This is a genomic window from Bacillus sp. FJAT-22090 (genome assembly GCF_001278755.1).
Lineage (GTDB): Bacteria > Bacillota > Bacilli > Bacillales_A > Planococcaceae > Psychrobacillus.
This window is the reverse complement of record NZ_CP012601.1, coordinates 468,778-484,141: the sequence shown is the minus strand read 5'-3', so window position 1 is coordinate 484,141 and position 15,364 is coordinate 468,778. Positions and strand designations below refer to the sequence as shown.

Annotated in this window: 13 protein-coding genes and 1 riboswitch; of the genes, 1 reads left to right on the top strand and 12 read right to left on the bottom strand. The window is 36.5% G+C overall.

The features are described 5' to 3' along the window. Window position 1: 1 nt before the first annotated feature. Both sdhA and AM499_RS02455 read right to left on the bottom strand, forming a co-directional pair. Window positions 2-1,762 (bottom strand): succinate dehydrogenase flavoprotein subunit, encoded by a 1,761-nt coding sequence (gene sdhA / locus AM499_RS02460; protein ID WP_053588711.1) that lies wholly within the window; start codon window positions 1,760-1,762, stop codon window positions 2-4. A 48-nt stretch (window positions 1,763-1,810) separates the two neighbouring features. Then, window positions 1,811-2,422: a succinate dehydrogenase cytochrome b558 subunit gene (locus tag AM499_RS02455; RefSeq protein WP_053588710.1), complete on the bottom strand. Its 612-nt coding sequence runs from the start codon at window positions 2,420-2,422 to the stop codon at window positions 1,811-1,813. A 292-nt stretch (window positions 2,423-2,714) separates the two neighbouring features. Here AM499_RS02455 and AM499_RS02450 point away from each other — a divergent pair, with 292 nt between their 5' ends. Next, window positions 2,715-3,131: a YslB family protein gene (locus AM499_RS02450; protein WP_053588709.1), complete on the top strand. Its 417-nt coding sequence runs from the start codon at window positions 2,715-2,717 to the stop codon at window positions 3,129-3,131. A gap of 50 nt (window positions 3,132-3,181) precedes the next feature. On the opposite strand, the gene AM499_RS02445 is transcribed toward AM499_RS02450, so the two are convergent. The 10 genes from AM499_RS02445 to AM499_RS02400 all read right to left on the bottom strand — a co-directional run bounded on the left by AM499_RS02445 (window position 3,182) and on the right by AM499_RS02400 (window position 15,355). After that, complete coding sequence (locus AM499_RS02445; RefSeq protein ID WP_053588708.1) at window positions 3,182-4,399, bottom strand: aspartate kinase; 1,218 nt, start codon at window positions 4,397-4,399, stop codon at window positions 3,182-3,184. A gap of 151 nt (window positions 4,400-4,550) precedes the next feature. Continuing rightward, window positions 4,551-4,730: riboswitch (Lysine riboswitch) on the bottom strand. A 38-nt stretch (window positions 4,731-4,768) separates the two neighbouring features. Continuing rightward, entirely contained in the window at window positions 4,769-6,559 is a 1,791-nt protein-coding gene (gene uvrC, locus AM499_RS02440) for an excinuclease ABC subunit UvrC (RefSeq protein WP_053588707.1), read from the bottom strand. 52 nt (window positions 6,560-6,611) lie between these two features. Then, on the bottom strand, window positions 6,612-6,926 hold the full coding sequence (gene trxA / locus AM499_RS02435) for a thioredoxin (RefSeq protein WP_053588706.1): 315 nt from the start codon (window positions 6,924-6,926) through the stop codon (window positions 6,612-6,614). Between the two features lie 357 nt (window positions 6,927-7,283). Next, entirely contained in the window at window positions 7,284-8,261 is a 978-nt protein-coding gene (locus AM499_RS02430; protein ID WP_053588705.1) for an electron transfer flavoprotein subunit alpha/FixB family protein, read from the bottom strand. 79 nt (window positions 8,262-8,340) lie between these two features. Further along, the gene (locus tag AM499_RS02425; protein WP_053588704.1) at window positions 8,341-9,114 is read right to left on the bottom strand and encodes an electron transfer flavoprotein subunit beta/FixA family protein; all 774 of its coding nucleotides are present in this window, start codon (window positions 9,112-9,114) and stop codon (window positions 8,341-8,343) included. A gap of 34 nt (window positions 9,115-9,148) precedes the next feature. Further along, on the bottom strand, window positions 9,149-9,922 hold the full coding sequence (locus AM499_RS02420) for an enoyl-CoA hydratase (protein WP_053588703.1): 774 nt from the start codon (window positions 9,920-9,922) through the stop codon (window positions 9,149-9,151). Between the two features lie 18 nt (window positions 9,923-9,940). After that, a complete protein-coding gene (locus AM499_RS02415; RefSeq protein WP_053588702.1) occupies window positions 9,941-10,522 on the bottom strand; it encodes a fatty acid metabolism transcriptional regulator FadR in 582 nt (193 codons plus the stop codon). Between the two features lie 86 nt (window positions 10,523-10,608). Further along, window positions 10,609-12,303, bottom strand: coding sequence for a long-chain-fatty-acid--CoA ligase (locus tag AM499_RS02410; protein ID WP_053588701.1), 1,695 nt, complete (start codon window positions 12,301-12,303; stop codon window positions 10,609-10,611). A gap of 206 nt (window positions 12,304-12,509) precedes the next feature. Beyond that, window positions 12,510-12,923, bottom strand: coding sequence for a DUF350 domain-containing protein (locus AM499_RS02405; RefSeq protein WP_053588700.1), 414 nt, complete (start codon window positions 12,921-12,923; stop codon window positions 12,510-12,512). 68 nt (window positions 12,924-12,991) lie between these two features. Then, window positions 12,992-15,355, bottom strand: coding sequence for an endonuclease MutS2 (locus AM499_RS02400; protein WP_053588699.1), 2,364 nt, complete (start codon window positions 15,353-15,355; stop codon window positions 12,992-12,994). Window positions 15,356-15,364 lie beyond the last annotated feature (9 nt).

Here is a 15,364-nt window from a genome sequence, read left to right as displayed (position 1 = left end):
TTTATTTTTCTCCTTTCGTAGAAGAATAATCACGTTTACGAGGTGGAACAAGTGATACATCTACTTCTTCATAATAAATAACAGGAGCACCAGTAGCTGGATCAAACTTAGCCATTGTTGTTTTCAAGAATTCCTCATCATTACGTTCTGGGAAATCTGGTTTGTAATGTGCTCCACGACTTTCATTACGTTTTAGTGCACCTATCGTAATAACGCGTGCTAAGTATAGCATATTTTTTAATTGACGAGTAAATGAAGCGCCTTGGTTTGACCATTTTTGCGTATCATCCATATTGATATTCTCGTAGCGCTCTAGTAATTCTTGGATTTTTTTATCGGTAGCTTCAAGTTTGTCATTGTAACGTACAACCGTTACATTATCAGTCATCCACTCACCTAACTCTTTATGAAGTAAGTAAGCATTTTCAGTACCTTTCATCGCTAACGTTTTATCCCATTTCTCTTGCTCAAGTTGAACCTCTGCATCGAAAATAGTAGAGTCCATATCTTCTGCATGAGAATCAAGATTTCTCATATATTTAACTGCATTAGGACCAGCTACACTTCCACCAAATACAGCAGAAAGTAATGAGTTAGCTCCTAAACGGTTAGCACCATGTTGTGAATAATCACATTCACCTGCAGCAAATAAACCAGGAATATTAGTCATTTGATCTTCATCAACCCAAAGTCCGCCCATAGAGTAATGAACAGCTGGGAAGATTTTCATTGGAACTTTACGAGGATCATCACCAGTGAATTTTTCGTAAATTTCAATGATACCACCAAGTTTAACATCTAGTTCATGAGGATCTTTATGTGAAAGATCTAAGTAAACCATGTTTTCGCCATTAATACCTAGTTTTTGGTTAACACATACGTCGAAAATTTCACGTGTTGCAATATCACGTGGAACTAGATTTCCGTAGGCAGGATATTTCTCTTCAAGGAAGTACCAAGGTTTACCGTCTTTGTAAGTCCAAATACGTCCACCTTCACCACGTGCAGATTCTGACATTAATCGTAGTTTATCATCACCAGGTATTGCAGTAGGATGAATTTGTATAAATTCCCCGTTTGAATAATATGCACCTTGTTGATAAACGATAGAAGCTGCAGAACCAGTGTTAATAATAGAGTTAGTCGTTTTACCAAAGATAATACCAGGGCCACCAGTAGCCATGATAACAGCATCTCCACGGAAAGCACGAATTTCCATAGTTTTAAGGTTTTGTGCTTTAATACCGCGACAAACACCTTCGCTATCTTTAATTATTCCAAGGAATTCCCATCCTTCGAATTTTGTAACAAGACCGTCTACCTCGAAACGACGTACTTGCTCGTCCAAAGCATATAGAAGTTGTTGACCAGTCGTTGCACCAGCAAACGCTGTACGGTGCATCAATGTACCACCAAAACGACGGAAGTCTAATAATCCTTCAGGTGTACGGTTAAACATTACACCCATACGATCAAATAAATTTATAATTCCAGGTGCAGCATCAGTCATTGCTTTTACTGGACCTTGGTTTGCTAAGAAGTCTCCGCCATAAACAGTGTCATCTAAATGTACTGTTGGTGAATCTCCTTCACCTTTTGTATTTACAGCCCCGTTAATACCGCCTTGTGCACAAACAGAGTGTGAGCGTTTTACAGGAACTAATGAAAATAGATCTACATGCGTACCATCTTCGGCCGCTTTCATTGTTGCCATTAATCCGGCTAATCCACCACCGACAACAATAAGTTTACTTTTTGCCATGTCAATCTCACTCCTCATTTTAATAGTAGTTGAACGTGTAGAAGGATCTTATACGAACGCAAGAAGAGCTTGTACACCAACTACAGATAACGCTAGGAAGATTATTAATGTTACATAAGTAACAATTTGTTGTGATTTTGCAGATTGAGTAATTCCCCAGCTTACAAGGAATGACCAAATACCATTTGCTAAGTGGAAGGTAGCAGAAATTACACCTACTATATAGAAGCCTAACATCCATGGGTTTGATAAAATTTCAACCATCATGTTAAAATTAACTTCTTTCGCTCCAATAGCTGCTTGGAATCTTGTTTCAAATACATGCCAAGCGATGAATACAACAAGAAAGATTCCAGTGAAACGTTGTAAAATGAACAAATAATTACGAAGTGTTCCAAAGTTTTTCGGATTATTTTTTGCAGTAAATGCAATATAAACCCCGTAAAATGCATGGAACATCAACGGTAAGTAAATTACAAAGACTTCCAAGAATAATAAGAATGGAAGACTCTCCATAAAGTGTGTTGCCCCATTAAATGCTTCTGGTCCTTTAGTAGCAAAATGGTTAATGATCAAATGTTGCGTCAAAAACAATCCAACAGGAATAATTCCTAATAGTGAATGTAGTCGGCGCCAGTAAAATTCGCGATCTTTCGACAAAACAGTTACCCCCCTCAGATTTACAATTGACGCAATGATTACTATTGTAATAGAACAATAGGATTCATTCCGTACTCACATCATCATGTTTCGAATTTATGACATATCCATTGTACTCTCAACACTCTAGAGCGTCAAGATTTCTTTCCCACTATTCAAAATGTAAAATGATTCATTTCCCTATAATGATTAGACTATTTTTTCACATACTATATACCCTTACCAAGTGAAATTTTTTTATGATAAAATAAACTAGATTATTAGAATTTAGCTTAGAAAGAAGGGTTGCTACTTGGATGAAAAGGAACATTCACATGTAACTTCCTTTGGATATGAATTAATACGCGATCACGTTCTTGCTTCTATTCTCGGAAAACATGAAAAAGATATTCTATATTGGGCAGGGAAAGACCTAGCCCGCAAATTTCCCCTATATTCGATGGAAGAGGCCTCCTCTTTCTTTCAAGAAGCAGGTTGGGGAATTTTAGTTTTAGAAAAAACGACAAAAGATTCCGCTTTTTATACTTTACAAACCTTAAATTTGCCACAAAGCGGGAAAGGCAGAAGTCATCGATTAGAAGCTGGTTTTTTAGCTGAACAACAGCAGAAAATTGGTGGTTATTTAACAGAATGCTATGACGAACAGCAAAAGAAAAATGGAATCGTCACTTTTCAAGTTAAATGGGACTTAAAAACTACTATTTTATAATGATGCAAAAAAGCAATGTACAAAAAAACCGTACATTGCTTTTTTGTTTGTTATGCAATCTCTAAACCAAATTCATTGTGTAAGGCATTAGCCGCTGAAATCATATCCGTTTGAGGTACGACGACAGATATTTTTATTTCTGATGTGCTTACCATCTTCACAGGAATATTTTCTTTTCGAAGACGATCGAACATTTGGGCAGCAACACCGGGATTAGAAACCATACCCGAGCCAACGATCGAGACTTTTGCCAGACCTACTTCAAAGTCAGCAAATGTAAAGCCAAGATTTTGTTTATTGGATTCCAACACCGTAATCGCTTCCGCTAATGAATCTTTTTTGATAGAAAATGAAACTGCTGGTTTTACACCGTCCACTATCGACTGCACGATTATATCAACATCTATATGATTTGCTGCAAGTGTCGTAAATATAGAAGCTAATGACCCATTAAACGGTACTTCATATTCGATTGTTAAACGGACTATATCGGATTCAAAAGCAACTCCTCGAACAACTAAATTATTTTCCACATCGACTTCCTCCTTTAAAATTGTACCCTCTTCCTCACTAAAACTTGGGCGTACACGTAATGGTATCTTGTAGTTTTTTGCAAATTCAACTGCTCTTGGATGTAATACACCTGCACCTAAGTTGGCAAGTTCTAACATTTCATCATATTCAAGTTGCTCCAGTTTCCGGGCATTTTTGATATATCGGGGATCTGAAGTATATATTCCATCTACATCTGTGTAGATATCACAAATTTCTGCCCCGATAGAAGCTGCAATTGCCACTGCGGAGGTATCTGATCCACCTCTACCAAGTGTTGTAATGTCTCCCTGTGTGGAAATACCTTGAAAACCTGCAACAATCACTACCTTATCTTCCGAAAGTTTGTCCAAAATTTTGGAAGGTTCGAGCGTAAGGATTTTGGCATTTCTATGTACATCATCTGTCTGTAATCCTGCTTGCCATCCAGTTAAAGAAATTGCATCTATTCCTAAAGTACTTAATTTGATGGCCAATAGAGACATGGTGATCTGTTCTCCTGTTGATAGAAGCATATCCATTTCCCTTTTTGATGGTGCATCCGATAACTCGTTCGCCAAATCCACTAGTTCATCTGTAGATTTTCCCATAGCTGAGACAACTACTACAACCTCATTACCTTTTTCTTTCTCCATTTGAATTCTTCTAGCAACGTTAGCAATTTTTTCTGTAGTGGCAACGGAAGTACCACCAAATTTCATTACGATTTTACTCATGAACATCTTCTCCCTTATTTCATTATCTATCAATGCAACCGCCTATGTTTGCATCATAATAAGGCGCTGGAGTTGGGACGATAACTGAATAAAAAAAGCTTCTCACATATTGTGAAAAGCTTTGTCCCATACACGGTCAAAAGAATTGTCCATGTGAGATAGCCCTCCAGAATATTGCATTCTGACAATTCTACATTTATTAAATGCAGAACCAACATAAGAAAAGGAAAAGCTTTTCTATGTTTCGGCGAACGACCCTTTCCTCAACCATCACAGGATCTTTTCATCCTTCTGCTGAGTACTCTTGTCAATTCGCACCTCTATCTTCACTTAAAGTGAATATTAAATTGTTTCAACCATAACATAAGACTATTCAGAAGACAATAACTTTTTCTGAAAATGAGCTATCATTATATCTGCTAACTTTTCAGGAAGCCCTGCCTCCATGAATTCTTCTTTACTAGCCGCTTGCATTTTCTTAATGGAACCAAAATGCTTTAATAATAAGGTCTTTCTCTTTGGCCCAATTCCTTCGATACCATCTAATGAAGAAGCAATTGTATGTTTTCCACGCTGTTGTCGATGAAATGTAATTGCAAAACGATGTACTTCATCTTGTATTCGCTGTAATAGGTAAAACGCTTCACTTGTTCGTTTCATCGCTATAATTTCCATTGGATCTCCAAATAACAACTGGGAAGTTTGATGTTTTCCATCTTTCGCAAGACCTGCAATGGGAATATCTAATCCTAATTCATCTTCGATAACCTCTCGTGCAGCCTCTATTTGACCTTTTCCACCATCAATAATGATTAAATCAGGCAAAGGCAAGTTTTCTTTTAAAACTCTCGTGTATCTTCTTCTTACTACTTCACGCATCGCTCCATAATCATCATGTTTGGCAGCTGTTCTTGTTTTATATTTTCGATAATCTTTTTTATATGCTCTACCATCTACAAAAACAACCATTGCTGATACTGCATCCGTTCCATGTATATGCGAATTATCAAAAGCTTCAATTCGACTTGGAATTGCGATACCCATTAAGTCGCCTAATTCTTCTACAGCACCAATAGTACGTTCTTCTTGTCTCTCAATAAGATGAAATTTCTCATTCAAAGCCAACACTGCATTTTTCTCTGCGAGATCTACTAAATTCTTTTTGGTTCCTTTTTGAGGTATTATGACTTTCATTTCTAGTAATTCAGTTGCTAAATGCAAATCTGTACTATTTGGCACAAAAATTTCTCTTGGCTTGATATGTTCTGGTTTTGCATAAAACTGACCTAAAAATGTTAGAAACTCTTCCTCGGGATCACGATAAATAGGAAATAAAGAAACATCCCTTTCGATTAACTTCCCTTGTCGAACAAAGAATACTTGGACACACATCCATCCTTTGTCAACGGAATACCCAAATACATCTCGACTAGTAAAGTCATTCATTGTCATTTTTTGTTTTTCCATCACTTGTTCAATATGAGATATTTGATCTCGATATTCCTTAGCACGCTCAAATTCTAAACTTTCGGCAGCAGCATTCATTTTTTCCGTCAGATTATTCTTCACAGTTGTATGTCCGCCATTTAAGAAGCTAGATATCTCTTGAATTATTTCGTTATAAGTGGATTCCTCTATTTTTTTCACGCATGGTGCTAGACATTGTCCCATGTGATAATATAGGCAAACACGATTAGGCATTTTCTGACATTTACGTAATGGATATAATCTGTCCAATAGCTTTTTTGTTTCATGAGCGGCGTGAGAATTAGGATAGGGGCCAAAATATTTCCCTTTATCTTTTTTAACCTGTCTTGTAATAATAAGTTTAGGGTTCTTTTCAGCTGTAATTTTAATGTATGGGTACGTCTTATCGTCCTTTAGCATGATATTATACTTTGGGTCATGTTTTTTAATAAGATGAAGCTCGAGTATTAATGCTTCTAATTCAGACGATGTAACGATATATTCGAAGTCAACTATTTCTTGAACAAGTCTTTGGGTTTTTCCATCGTGAGATCCAGTAAAATAAGAACGCACACGATTTTTTAGTATCTTAGCTTTACCGACATAAATAATAGTACCTTGTCGATCCTTCATTAAATAACAACCAGGTTGATCTGGTAAAATTGCACACTTCTGCTGAATCAAATCATTCATATTATCACCTGTTTAAAAAAACCGGGCACCATTCAGGACACCCGGTTTAATATTATGCGTTTTTTTCTACAAATTGAACTAATGCTTCTTTTGGTTGGAAACCAACTGCTTTGTCTACTGGTTGCCCATCTTTAAATAATACTAAAGTTGGGATAGACATGATGCCAAATTGACTTGCAGTTGCTTGGTTTTCATCTACATCTACTTTTACAATTTTTACTTTATCGCTCATTTCAGCATCCATTTCTTCTAAAACAGGAGCAATCATTTTACAAGGGCCACACCATGTTGCCCAAAAATCTACTAATACTAATCCTTTTTCCACTTCTTGAGAGAAGGTTTGATCTGTTCCGTGAACTATTGCCATAAAAAAATTCCTCCTTTGGTTAACTATAGATAGATTATAGCAGACTCATATTGCTACTTCTACATATTAGCTTACACCTGTTGAAGCATTTGATTTTCGAAGCTTACCAGTCGCTTTTAGCGGGAGATCGAGGTGCCTCCAAACAACATATAGAAAATCGTTGAAAAAGGCGATACTCCCTGCGGTAAGAGCGTTAATCGAAGACCCTGGAACGTAGCGAGGAGGTAGAGGTAACCCCTGCGGAAAGGGAGCCATTTCAACGATTTTCTTATTTATTGGACAACCCCAGGGGTGTCATCTTACTCCCTTACTCTCCTACAAGCAAAAGCTCGGCTCCAAAGAGAGCCGAGCAATTTTTTAAGCGTTTACTTTTAACTTTTTAAATTCCTCTGTAAGCATTGGAATTACTTCAAATAAATCTCCTACAATACCATAGTCAGCTACTTTGAAAATATTCGCTTCTGGATCTTTATTGATCGCAACAATAATTTTCGAGTTAGACATACCTGCTAAATGTTGGATAGCTCCTGAAATACCTGCTGCTATATAAAGGTCTGGGGTAACAACTTTTCCTGTTTGACCAATTTGCAGTGAATAGTCACAATAGTCCGCGTCACAAGCTCCACGAGATGCTCCAACTGCCCCACCTAAAACGTCTGCAAGCTCTTTTAAAGGCGCGAAACCTTCTTCACTCTTCACACCACGTCCACCAGCAACAACCACTTTTGCCTCTGATAAGTCAACACCTTCAGTAGATTTACGAACTACTTCTTTAATAATAGTTCGTAGATTCGTAATATCAACAGATAACGAAGAAACATCTACTGATTTACTATCATCTTTTGAAAGTGGTGCAATATTATTTGGACGGATCGTAATAAATTCAATTCCTTCTTTTACTTTAACCTTTTCAAATGCTTTACCAGAATAAATTGGGCGAACAAATACTGCTGAATCACCTTCACCCTCAATTGATGTAACATCCGATACTAAGCCAACTTGTAATTTACTAGCAATTTTCGGTGATAGATCTTTACCTAATGCAGTATGTCCAAAAACAATAGCTTCTGGTTGCTCTTGGTCAATTACAGCAAGTAATGCTTGCCCGTAGCCATCAGAAGTATATTGTTTTAAATGAGGATGTTCTACAGTGATAACGCGGTCTGCTCCAAATTTTCCTAATTCACCAGCAAAATCCTTCACTGAATCTCCTAAGAGAACACTAACTACTTCTCCGCCACTTGAAATTTGTTTTGCAGCGGCAATTGCTTCGTATGATACATTACGTAAAGCACCTTCACGTGCTTCTCCTAATACTAATACTTTTTTAGACATGTTTATTTCCTCCTATTTTAAATATAAATTCGTTCATAATCAGTTCTCTACTTAAATGTGAAGCTTCTAAAGAAAATGATTAAATCACTTTTGCTTCTGAATGAAGTAAATGAACTAACTCTTTTACTTGGTCAGCTAAATCGCCTTCCAATATTTTTCCGGCTTCCTTTTTAGGAGGTAAATAAATTTCAATTGTTTCTGTTTTTGCTTCTACATCGTCTTCATCAATATCTAAGTCATCCAACTCTAATTCTTCTAGAGGTTTTTTCTTTGCTTTCATAATTCCAGGCAATGATGGGTAACGTGGTTCGTTTAGTCCCTGTTGAGCTGTTACTAATAGTGGTAAAGAAGTTTCCAAAACTTCTGTATCTCCTTCTACGTCACGTTTGATAGTCACTGTAGTTCCATCAATTTCTAAATTAGTAATAGTTGTAACATAATTGATGCCTAGTAATTCTGCAACACGCGGACCAACTTGACCAGAACCACCGTCAATCGCAACGTTACCTGCTAAGATTAAGTCTGGATTTTTATCTTTTAAGTATTCAGAAATAATATAAGCCGATGTAAATTGATCCAATTCTTCTACATCATCCTCTGTATTGATTAGAACCGCCTTATCTGCTCCCATCGCTAGTGCTGTACGAAGTTGTTTCTCAGCGTCTTCTCCGCCCATCGTTAAGACAGTTACTTCTCCACCATGTGCATCACGAACTTGAATAGCTTCTTCAATTGCATATTCATCGTATGGATTAATGATGAATTCTGCTCCGTCTTCTTGAATTTTGCCACCGTTTACAACAATCTTTTCTTCTGTATCAAATGTACGTTTTACTAAAACATAAATATTCATGTAGAATTCCTCCTATTGCATCTTATTATTATTTTTACTTCCCTTTAAATACAGGATTTCTTTTTTCTAAAAATGCAGTAATACCTTCTTTTGCATCTTCCGAAACAAAAACGGTTCCAAATGCACTTGCTTCCGCTTTCACGCCTTCATGGTATGACGCCGGTTTGACAAATTGAAGCATTTCAAGTGCTGCTTTAACAGCAATAGGACTTTTAGTTGCAATTTTACTTGCAAGTTCTTGTGCTCTATTAAATAGCTCTTCTTCCGGATATGCATGATTTGCAAGTCCAAATTGCGCAGCATCTTTGCCACTTATTGGATCACTCGTTAATAACATCTCTGCCGCTTTCGCAAAACCAACATAACGAGGTAGACGTTGCGTTCCTGCAAAACCAGGTATTAATCCTAGTTGTAACTCAGGTAGCCCTAGCTTAGCATTCTCTGCAACTAGTCTTATATGACAGCTCATTGCTAGTTCAAGACCACCACCGAGTGCAGCTCCATGAATTGCAGCAATGACTGGTTTGGAGAATGTTTCTAGTCTTTCAAAGATAGATTGACCACTTGCTGCCAATTCAGAAAATTCTGCTCCTGAAGAAATGGAAGTAAACTCTTTAATATCAGCTCCTGCTGAAAAGAATCTTCCTTCTCCCCTTAACAATATAACTCGGACAGATTCATCGTGTTCTACTGCATCCAGTAATTCATTTATTTCTAATATAACCCCTCTTGCCAACGCATTTGCTGGCGGACGGTTGATCGTAGCTGTTGCTACTCCACCCTCAATAGTCCATGACAAAAATTCCATCTGTTCACTTCCCCTTTGTTATGCTTTTAACCCCTTAAATAATAGACGATGTACTTTTTCTGTTAAGGCAATTAAATCATACTTGTATTCATTCATTACCCAAGTAGTAGTCGTCTCATCAATTGTACCAAAAACCATCTGTCTTGCTAAGCGAATATCGATCGTTGGATCAAATTCACCATTTTCAATTCCTTCTTTTAATATAGTATCCAATAAAACTAGATAGTTTTTCAGTATCTCATTGATTCTTAGTCTTAGCGCTAAATTAGATTGTCTTAACTCTAATTGAGTCACTGTTGCTAAATGATGATCTTCTGCTAATACATTAAAATGATTTTCGATCATTTTAAATAATTTCTCGGAGGATGTCGTATTTTCTTCTAAAATAACTTTTAAATTATCTGCGAACATCTCCATCTTCTCTTCGAAAACTGAGATTAAAATGTCTTCCTTGTTTTTAAAGTATAAATAGATCGTACCGTCGGCTACACCTGCTTGTTTAGCTATTTTTGAAACTTGTGATTGATGATAGCCATTTTCTGCAATAACAATAATTGCCGCATCGATAATTTGTTTATACTTAGGCTTGTCTTTCTTCAATGAATTCACCACCAAAATAAAAATATGAATGATGATTCATTCATATTTTTATATTATATTTAATTTTTCTGAATGTCAATCTTGAATTATGCCTCGAGTGCTTGTGTTAATTTTTCTTTTTCTTCTTCAATTAACTTTCTTCGTAATATCTTTCCGACAGCTGTTTTTGGTAGTTCTTTTCTAAATTCATAGATTCTAGGAACTTTAAAAGCTGCTAGATTTTCACGACAGAACTGATTTAAATCTTCCTCTGTAACTCTTGCACCTTCTTTTAAAACGATAAACGCCTTAACCGTTTCCCCACGATAAGGGTCGGGTACACCTGCTACAACACACTCTTGGACTTCAGGGTGTTCATATAATATTTCTTCAACGTCACGAGGATAAATATTGTACCCTCCTGCTATTATCATGTCTTTTTTACGATCAACAACGTAAAAGAAACCGTTTTCATCCATATACCCTAAATCACCTGTTAAAAACCATCCATCACGCATCGACATAGCTGTCTCCTCTGGACGTTTCCAATAGCCCTTCATTACTTGAGGTCCTTTAACAGCTATTTCACCTATTTCACCAGGAGGTAGCGGAATCGTCGAGTCAACATTAAAAATAGCAGCATCCGTGTCTGGCCATGGAATACCTACTGATCCTTTTACACGTTCGTCACTATATATTAAATTAGCATGGGTAACAGGGGAAGTCTCTGTTAAACCATAACCCTCCACTAATCGACCACCAGTAACTTTTTCAAACTTCTCTTGAACTTCAGCTGGTAAAGCAGCTGAACCGCTTAAACAAGCAACGATCGAGGATAAGTCATATTTTTGAATATCAGGATGATTTAAAAGACCGATATAAATTGTTGGAGCACCGGGAAATATAGTTGGTTTTTGCTTATCTATCGTTTTAAGTGTAGTCTCCACATCAAACTTAGGTAATAATATCATTCTATTCCCTAACATTACGGAGAAAATCAATACAGTAGTCAGGCCATATACATGAAAGAATGGAAGGACTCCTAAGATACTTTCTTCTCCTTCAACACATTTATAATTCCAAGCGGTACACATAGCAGTATTCGATACTAAATTTTTATGTGTCAACATAACTCCTTTAGGAAATCCGGTTGTACCCCCAGTGTATTGTAAAAGAGCGATATCTTCTTCAAAATCAAACTCTAGTTTAATAGGTTCCGCTTTTGCGACTTTCATAATTTCAGGGAATAGATGATTCATACCACGATGCTCTACTTTTACACTAAATCCATATTGCTTCTTTTGAATAAATGGATACACTACATTTTTAGGGAAAGGCAAGTAATCTTTAATACCTGTAATAATAATATTTTCAAGCTCTGTCTCTTTTAAAATTTTTGAGATTCGAGGGAATAAAATGTCCATTGCTAATATAACTTTTGCACCCGAATCTTTCATTTGGTAGGATATTTCTCTTTCAGTATACAATGGGTTTGTCTGAACAACAATTGCCCCTGCATAAAGTGCGCCATAGTATCCAATAACCCCTTGTGGACAGTTTGGCAACATAATAGCTACTCGATCACCTTTTTGAATTCCTAAAGTTTGCAGATAATTCGCGAACTTTAAAGAAGATTCATAGAGTTCTTTGTACGTAATATCCTTTCCCATGAAATGAATAGCAACATTTGATGGGAACTTTTTATACGATCTAGTTAGATATTCTTGAACTGGAATAGCTTCATAATCAAGCGTATGCGGTATTTCAGGTGGATAATTTGATAACCATCTTCTTTCTGTCATTATAAAAACCCCCTTTGTTTTATAATAGCGTGAATATTCCTATTTTTGATTATAATGAAAAATGAATGACAATTCAATTCCTTGTAAAAAAATGAATGAGTTGGCTGCTCATTCTTAATTGATTACTACATATACTATTCCGACTATAACAAAACATATGCCTACTGCTATTAACACTTTCGATAATTTTTCCATTTTAATCTCTCCTAAGAAATACTTGCACCAATAACAAATGACAAACCTACGGAAATTATGAGAGAAATAAAACCAACAGAACGGTTGTCCTGTTCAATTTCTTTGTCCACATTAAAAGAGGGTGTTAAAAATTCAAATAACCAATATGCAATGATGAGCAGGAAAAAGCCAAACCCTCCCCATCCAATCATTTCAAAAAGTGAATTATGTTGTTCAATTGAGTAACGGAAAATATTACATACACCAAATATTTTCCCTCCTGTTGCCATTGCAACAGCTATATTCCCGTTTCTGATTTCTGCCCAATTTTTATACTTTGTTACGATTTCAAATATTACCATGGAAACGACTAAGCACAATATGACTACGCTAAAATAGCCAGCAGACTCTACAAGTGGGTTCGACCAAAAACTTAATAGTATCATTTAAATAACCCCTTTAAACTTTTCTTACTCTACGTTCAACAAAATAAAAGGTTTCAAAATTTAATATTTTACTTTAATTCAACTACTGTAACTCCATGTCCGCCTTCTCCCGCTTCTCCATATCGATAACTTTTCACTCGAGTGTGGTTTTTCAAATATTGTTGAATAGCTTGCCTTAATACACCAGTGCCTTTCCCATGAATAATGGAAACACGTGGATAGTTGGCAAGTATTGCGTCATCTAAATATTTTTCTGTACGGATAATTGCATCTTCGTATCTTTCTCCTCGAAGATCTAGCTCGAGTTTCACATGTGAGTCTCTTCCTCTAACCGCATTAACTGATACTGTTTGTTTTTGTTTTTCAGGTTTTATATATTCCAAATCTGCTTCATCAAGCTTCATTTTCAGCATACCTATTTGTACTGACCACTCAGTGTTGGATAGCTTTTCAAGCAATGTACCTTTTTGACCAAAACTAAGTACCTTTACTTCGTCACCTGCTTTTAATTCTTTCAGTTGTTCGTTTAATTTCTTTTGTTTTTTAAGAACCGGATTGTTCGGTAATGCCTCTTCCAAACGTTTTTTTGCGTCAATTAATTCATGTTCTTTTACGAGCTTATGCGTATTTGCTTGCATCTTTCGTAACTCACTAATAATTTCATCCGCTTCACGTCTTGCGTCTTCCACTATTTTCTTTGCTTTTTCCTTTGCTTTTTGCTCTAATTGCTCTTTCTTCTTATCAAGTTCTGATAGTTTTTGTTCTAACTCTTCTTTTACTTGACGTGCTTCTACTAACTGTTCTTCTGTTTCTTCCGCATCTTTTTCTGCTTGCCTTCTACTTTCTTCAAGAGATGCAATCATGGAATTTACTTCCCCACGGTCCGTACCAGTAAAGGATTGAGCCTGGGAAATAATATGAGTTGGAAGCCCTAAACGTTCCGAAATTTCAAATGCATTACTGCGACCAGGAACTCCGATTAACAGTTTATAAGTCGGACTTAGTGTTTCAATATCAAACTCCACACTTGCATTTGCCACCCCAGGACGATTATAGCCATATGCTTTTAGTTCAGGATAGTGAGTAGTCGCCATAACGCGTGCTCCTGTTCCATGGACCGCATCCAAAATAGATATTGCAAGGGCAGCTCCTTCTTGAGGATCAGTACCTGCACCAAGCTCATCAAATAATATTAAAGACTTTTCATCATATTTCTTTAGGATATCTACGATATTGACCATGTGTGAGGAGAATGTACTTAAACTTTGTTCAATAGATTGCTCGTCCCCGATGTCTGCAAATACCGATTCAAACAAAGCTACTTCAGAACCGTCTAAAGCAGGGATTGGTATTCCACTTTGTGCCATCAAAGTACATAAACCTACTGTTTTTAGTGTAACGGTCTTCCCCCCTGTATTAGGACCTGTAATAACAATAGCCGTAATATCTCTTCCAAATTCAATTGTATTTGTAACAGCGGAGTCTACAGGAATAAGTGGATGTCGTGCTTTTACTAACCTAATATATCCTTCATTATTAATAAGCGGCATCGTACATTTCTCCGCTTGTCCATATTTTGCTTTGGCTAGAATAGCGTCAATTTCGCCTAGTATATTAACTAATTGAAAAATTTCGTGACCTACTACTTCAACTTCTGCTGTTAGCTTGATTAAGATTCGTTCAATTTCTTCTTGTTCTTTTACTTTCAAACCCCGAATATCATTATTCAATTGAACAACTGCAGATGGTTCAATAAAAAGCGTTTGCCCCGAAGAAGATTGATCATGAATAATTCCTCCATAATGGCTTCTATATTCTGATTTCACAGGTATAACATAGCGGTCATTACGAATCGTAATAATTGAATCAGACAACATTTTAGATGCATTTGCACCTCTAGTATAGCTCTCTAATTTTTCACGTACGCGTCCTACGTAAATACGTAGTTGCTGACGAATAGATCTTAGTGTACTACTAGCGCTATCTAAAACGGTACCATTTTCATCGATGCAATCATTTATTTCGTGTTCTAATGCAGTTAGAATAGGAATGGCTTCCTTTTTTTCTAGAAGGTGAGCTATCTCCACATCTTCAGTTTCCGACACATTTTCTAAAAATTGACGTAAAATTTTACTTGCACGTATGGTGCTTGCTGTTTCCATAAGCTCCATTGGACTTAACATTCCACCTATTTGCGCTCGTTTAGCATGGGGACGTATATCTGTGATTCCCCCCATTGGAACATTACCTCGTAGTCGTAGTACAGTTAAGCCTTCATCCATTTCTTCCAAAAGCTTAGTTACTTTTGCATAGTCCACAGAAGGAACAAGCGCCTCTATATGACTTTTTCCTATAGAAGACGTACAGTATTTCGAAACTTCTTCTCTAATTTTATAATATTCTAATGTTTTCAGTGCTCTTTCAGTTATCACTAAGGCACC

Coding starts and splice junctions, on each gene's coding strand:
- sdhA (WP_053588711.1), bottom strand. CDS start 1,762: ATGGCAAAAAGTAAACTTATTGTTGTCGGTGGTGGATTAGCCGGATTA.
- AM499_RS02445 (WP_053588708.1), bottom strand. CDS start 4,399: ATGAGTAAAATCGTAATGAAATTTGGTGGTACTTCCGTTGCCACTACA.
- uvrC (WP_053588707.1), bottom strand. CDS start 6,559: ATGAATGATTTGATTCAGCAGAAGTGTGCAATTTTACCAGATCAACCT.
- trxA (WP_053588706.1), bottom strand. CDS start 6,926: ATGGCAATAGTTCACGGAACAGATCAAACCTTCTCTCAAGAAGTGGAA.
- AM499_RS02430 (WP_053588705.1), bottom strand. CDS start 8,261: ATGTCTAAAAAAGTATTAGTATTAGGAGAAGCACGTGAAGGTGCTTTA.
- AM499_RS02425 (WP_053588704.1), bottom strand. CDS start 9,114: ATGAATATTTATGTTTTAGTAAAACGTACATTTGATACAGAAGAAAAG.
- AM499_RS02420 (WP_053588703.1), bottom strand. CDS start 9,922: ATGGAATTTTTGTCATGGACTATTGAGGGTGGAGTAGCAACAGCTACG.
- AM499_RS02410 (WP_053588701.1), bottom strand. CDS start 12,303: ATGACAGAAAGAAGATGGTTATCAAATTATCCACCTGAAATACCGCAT.
- AM499_RS02405 (WP_053588700.1), bottom strand. CDS start 12,923: ATGATACTATTAAGTTTTTGGTCGAACCCACTTGTAGAGTCTGCTGGC.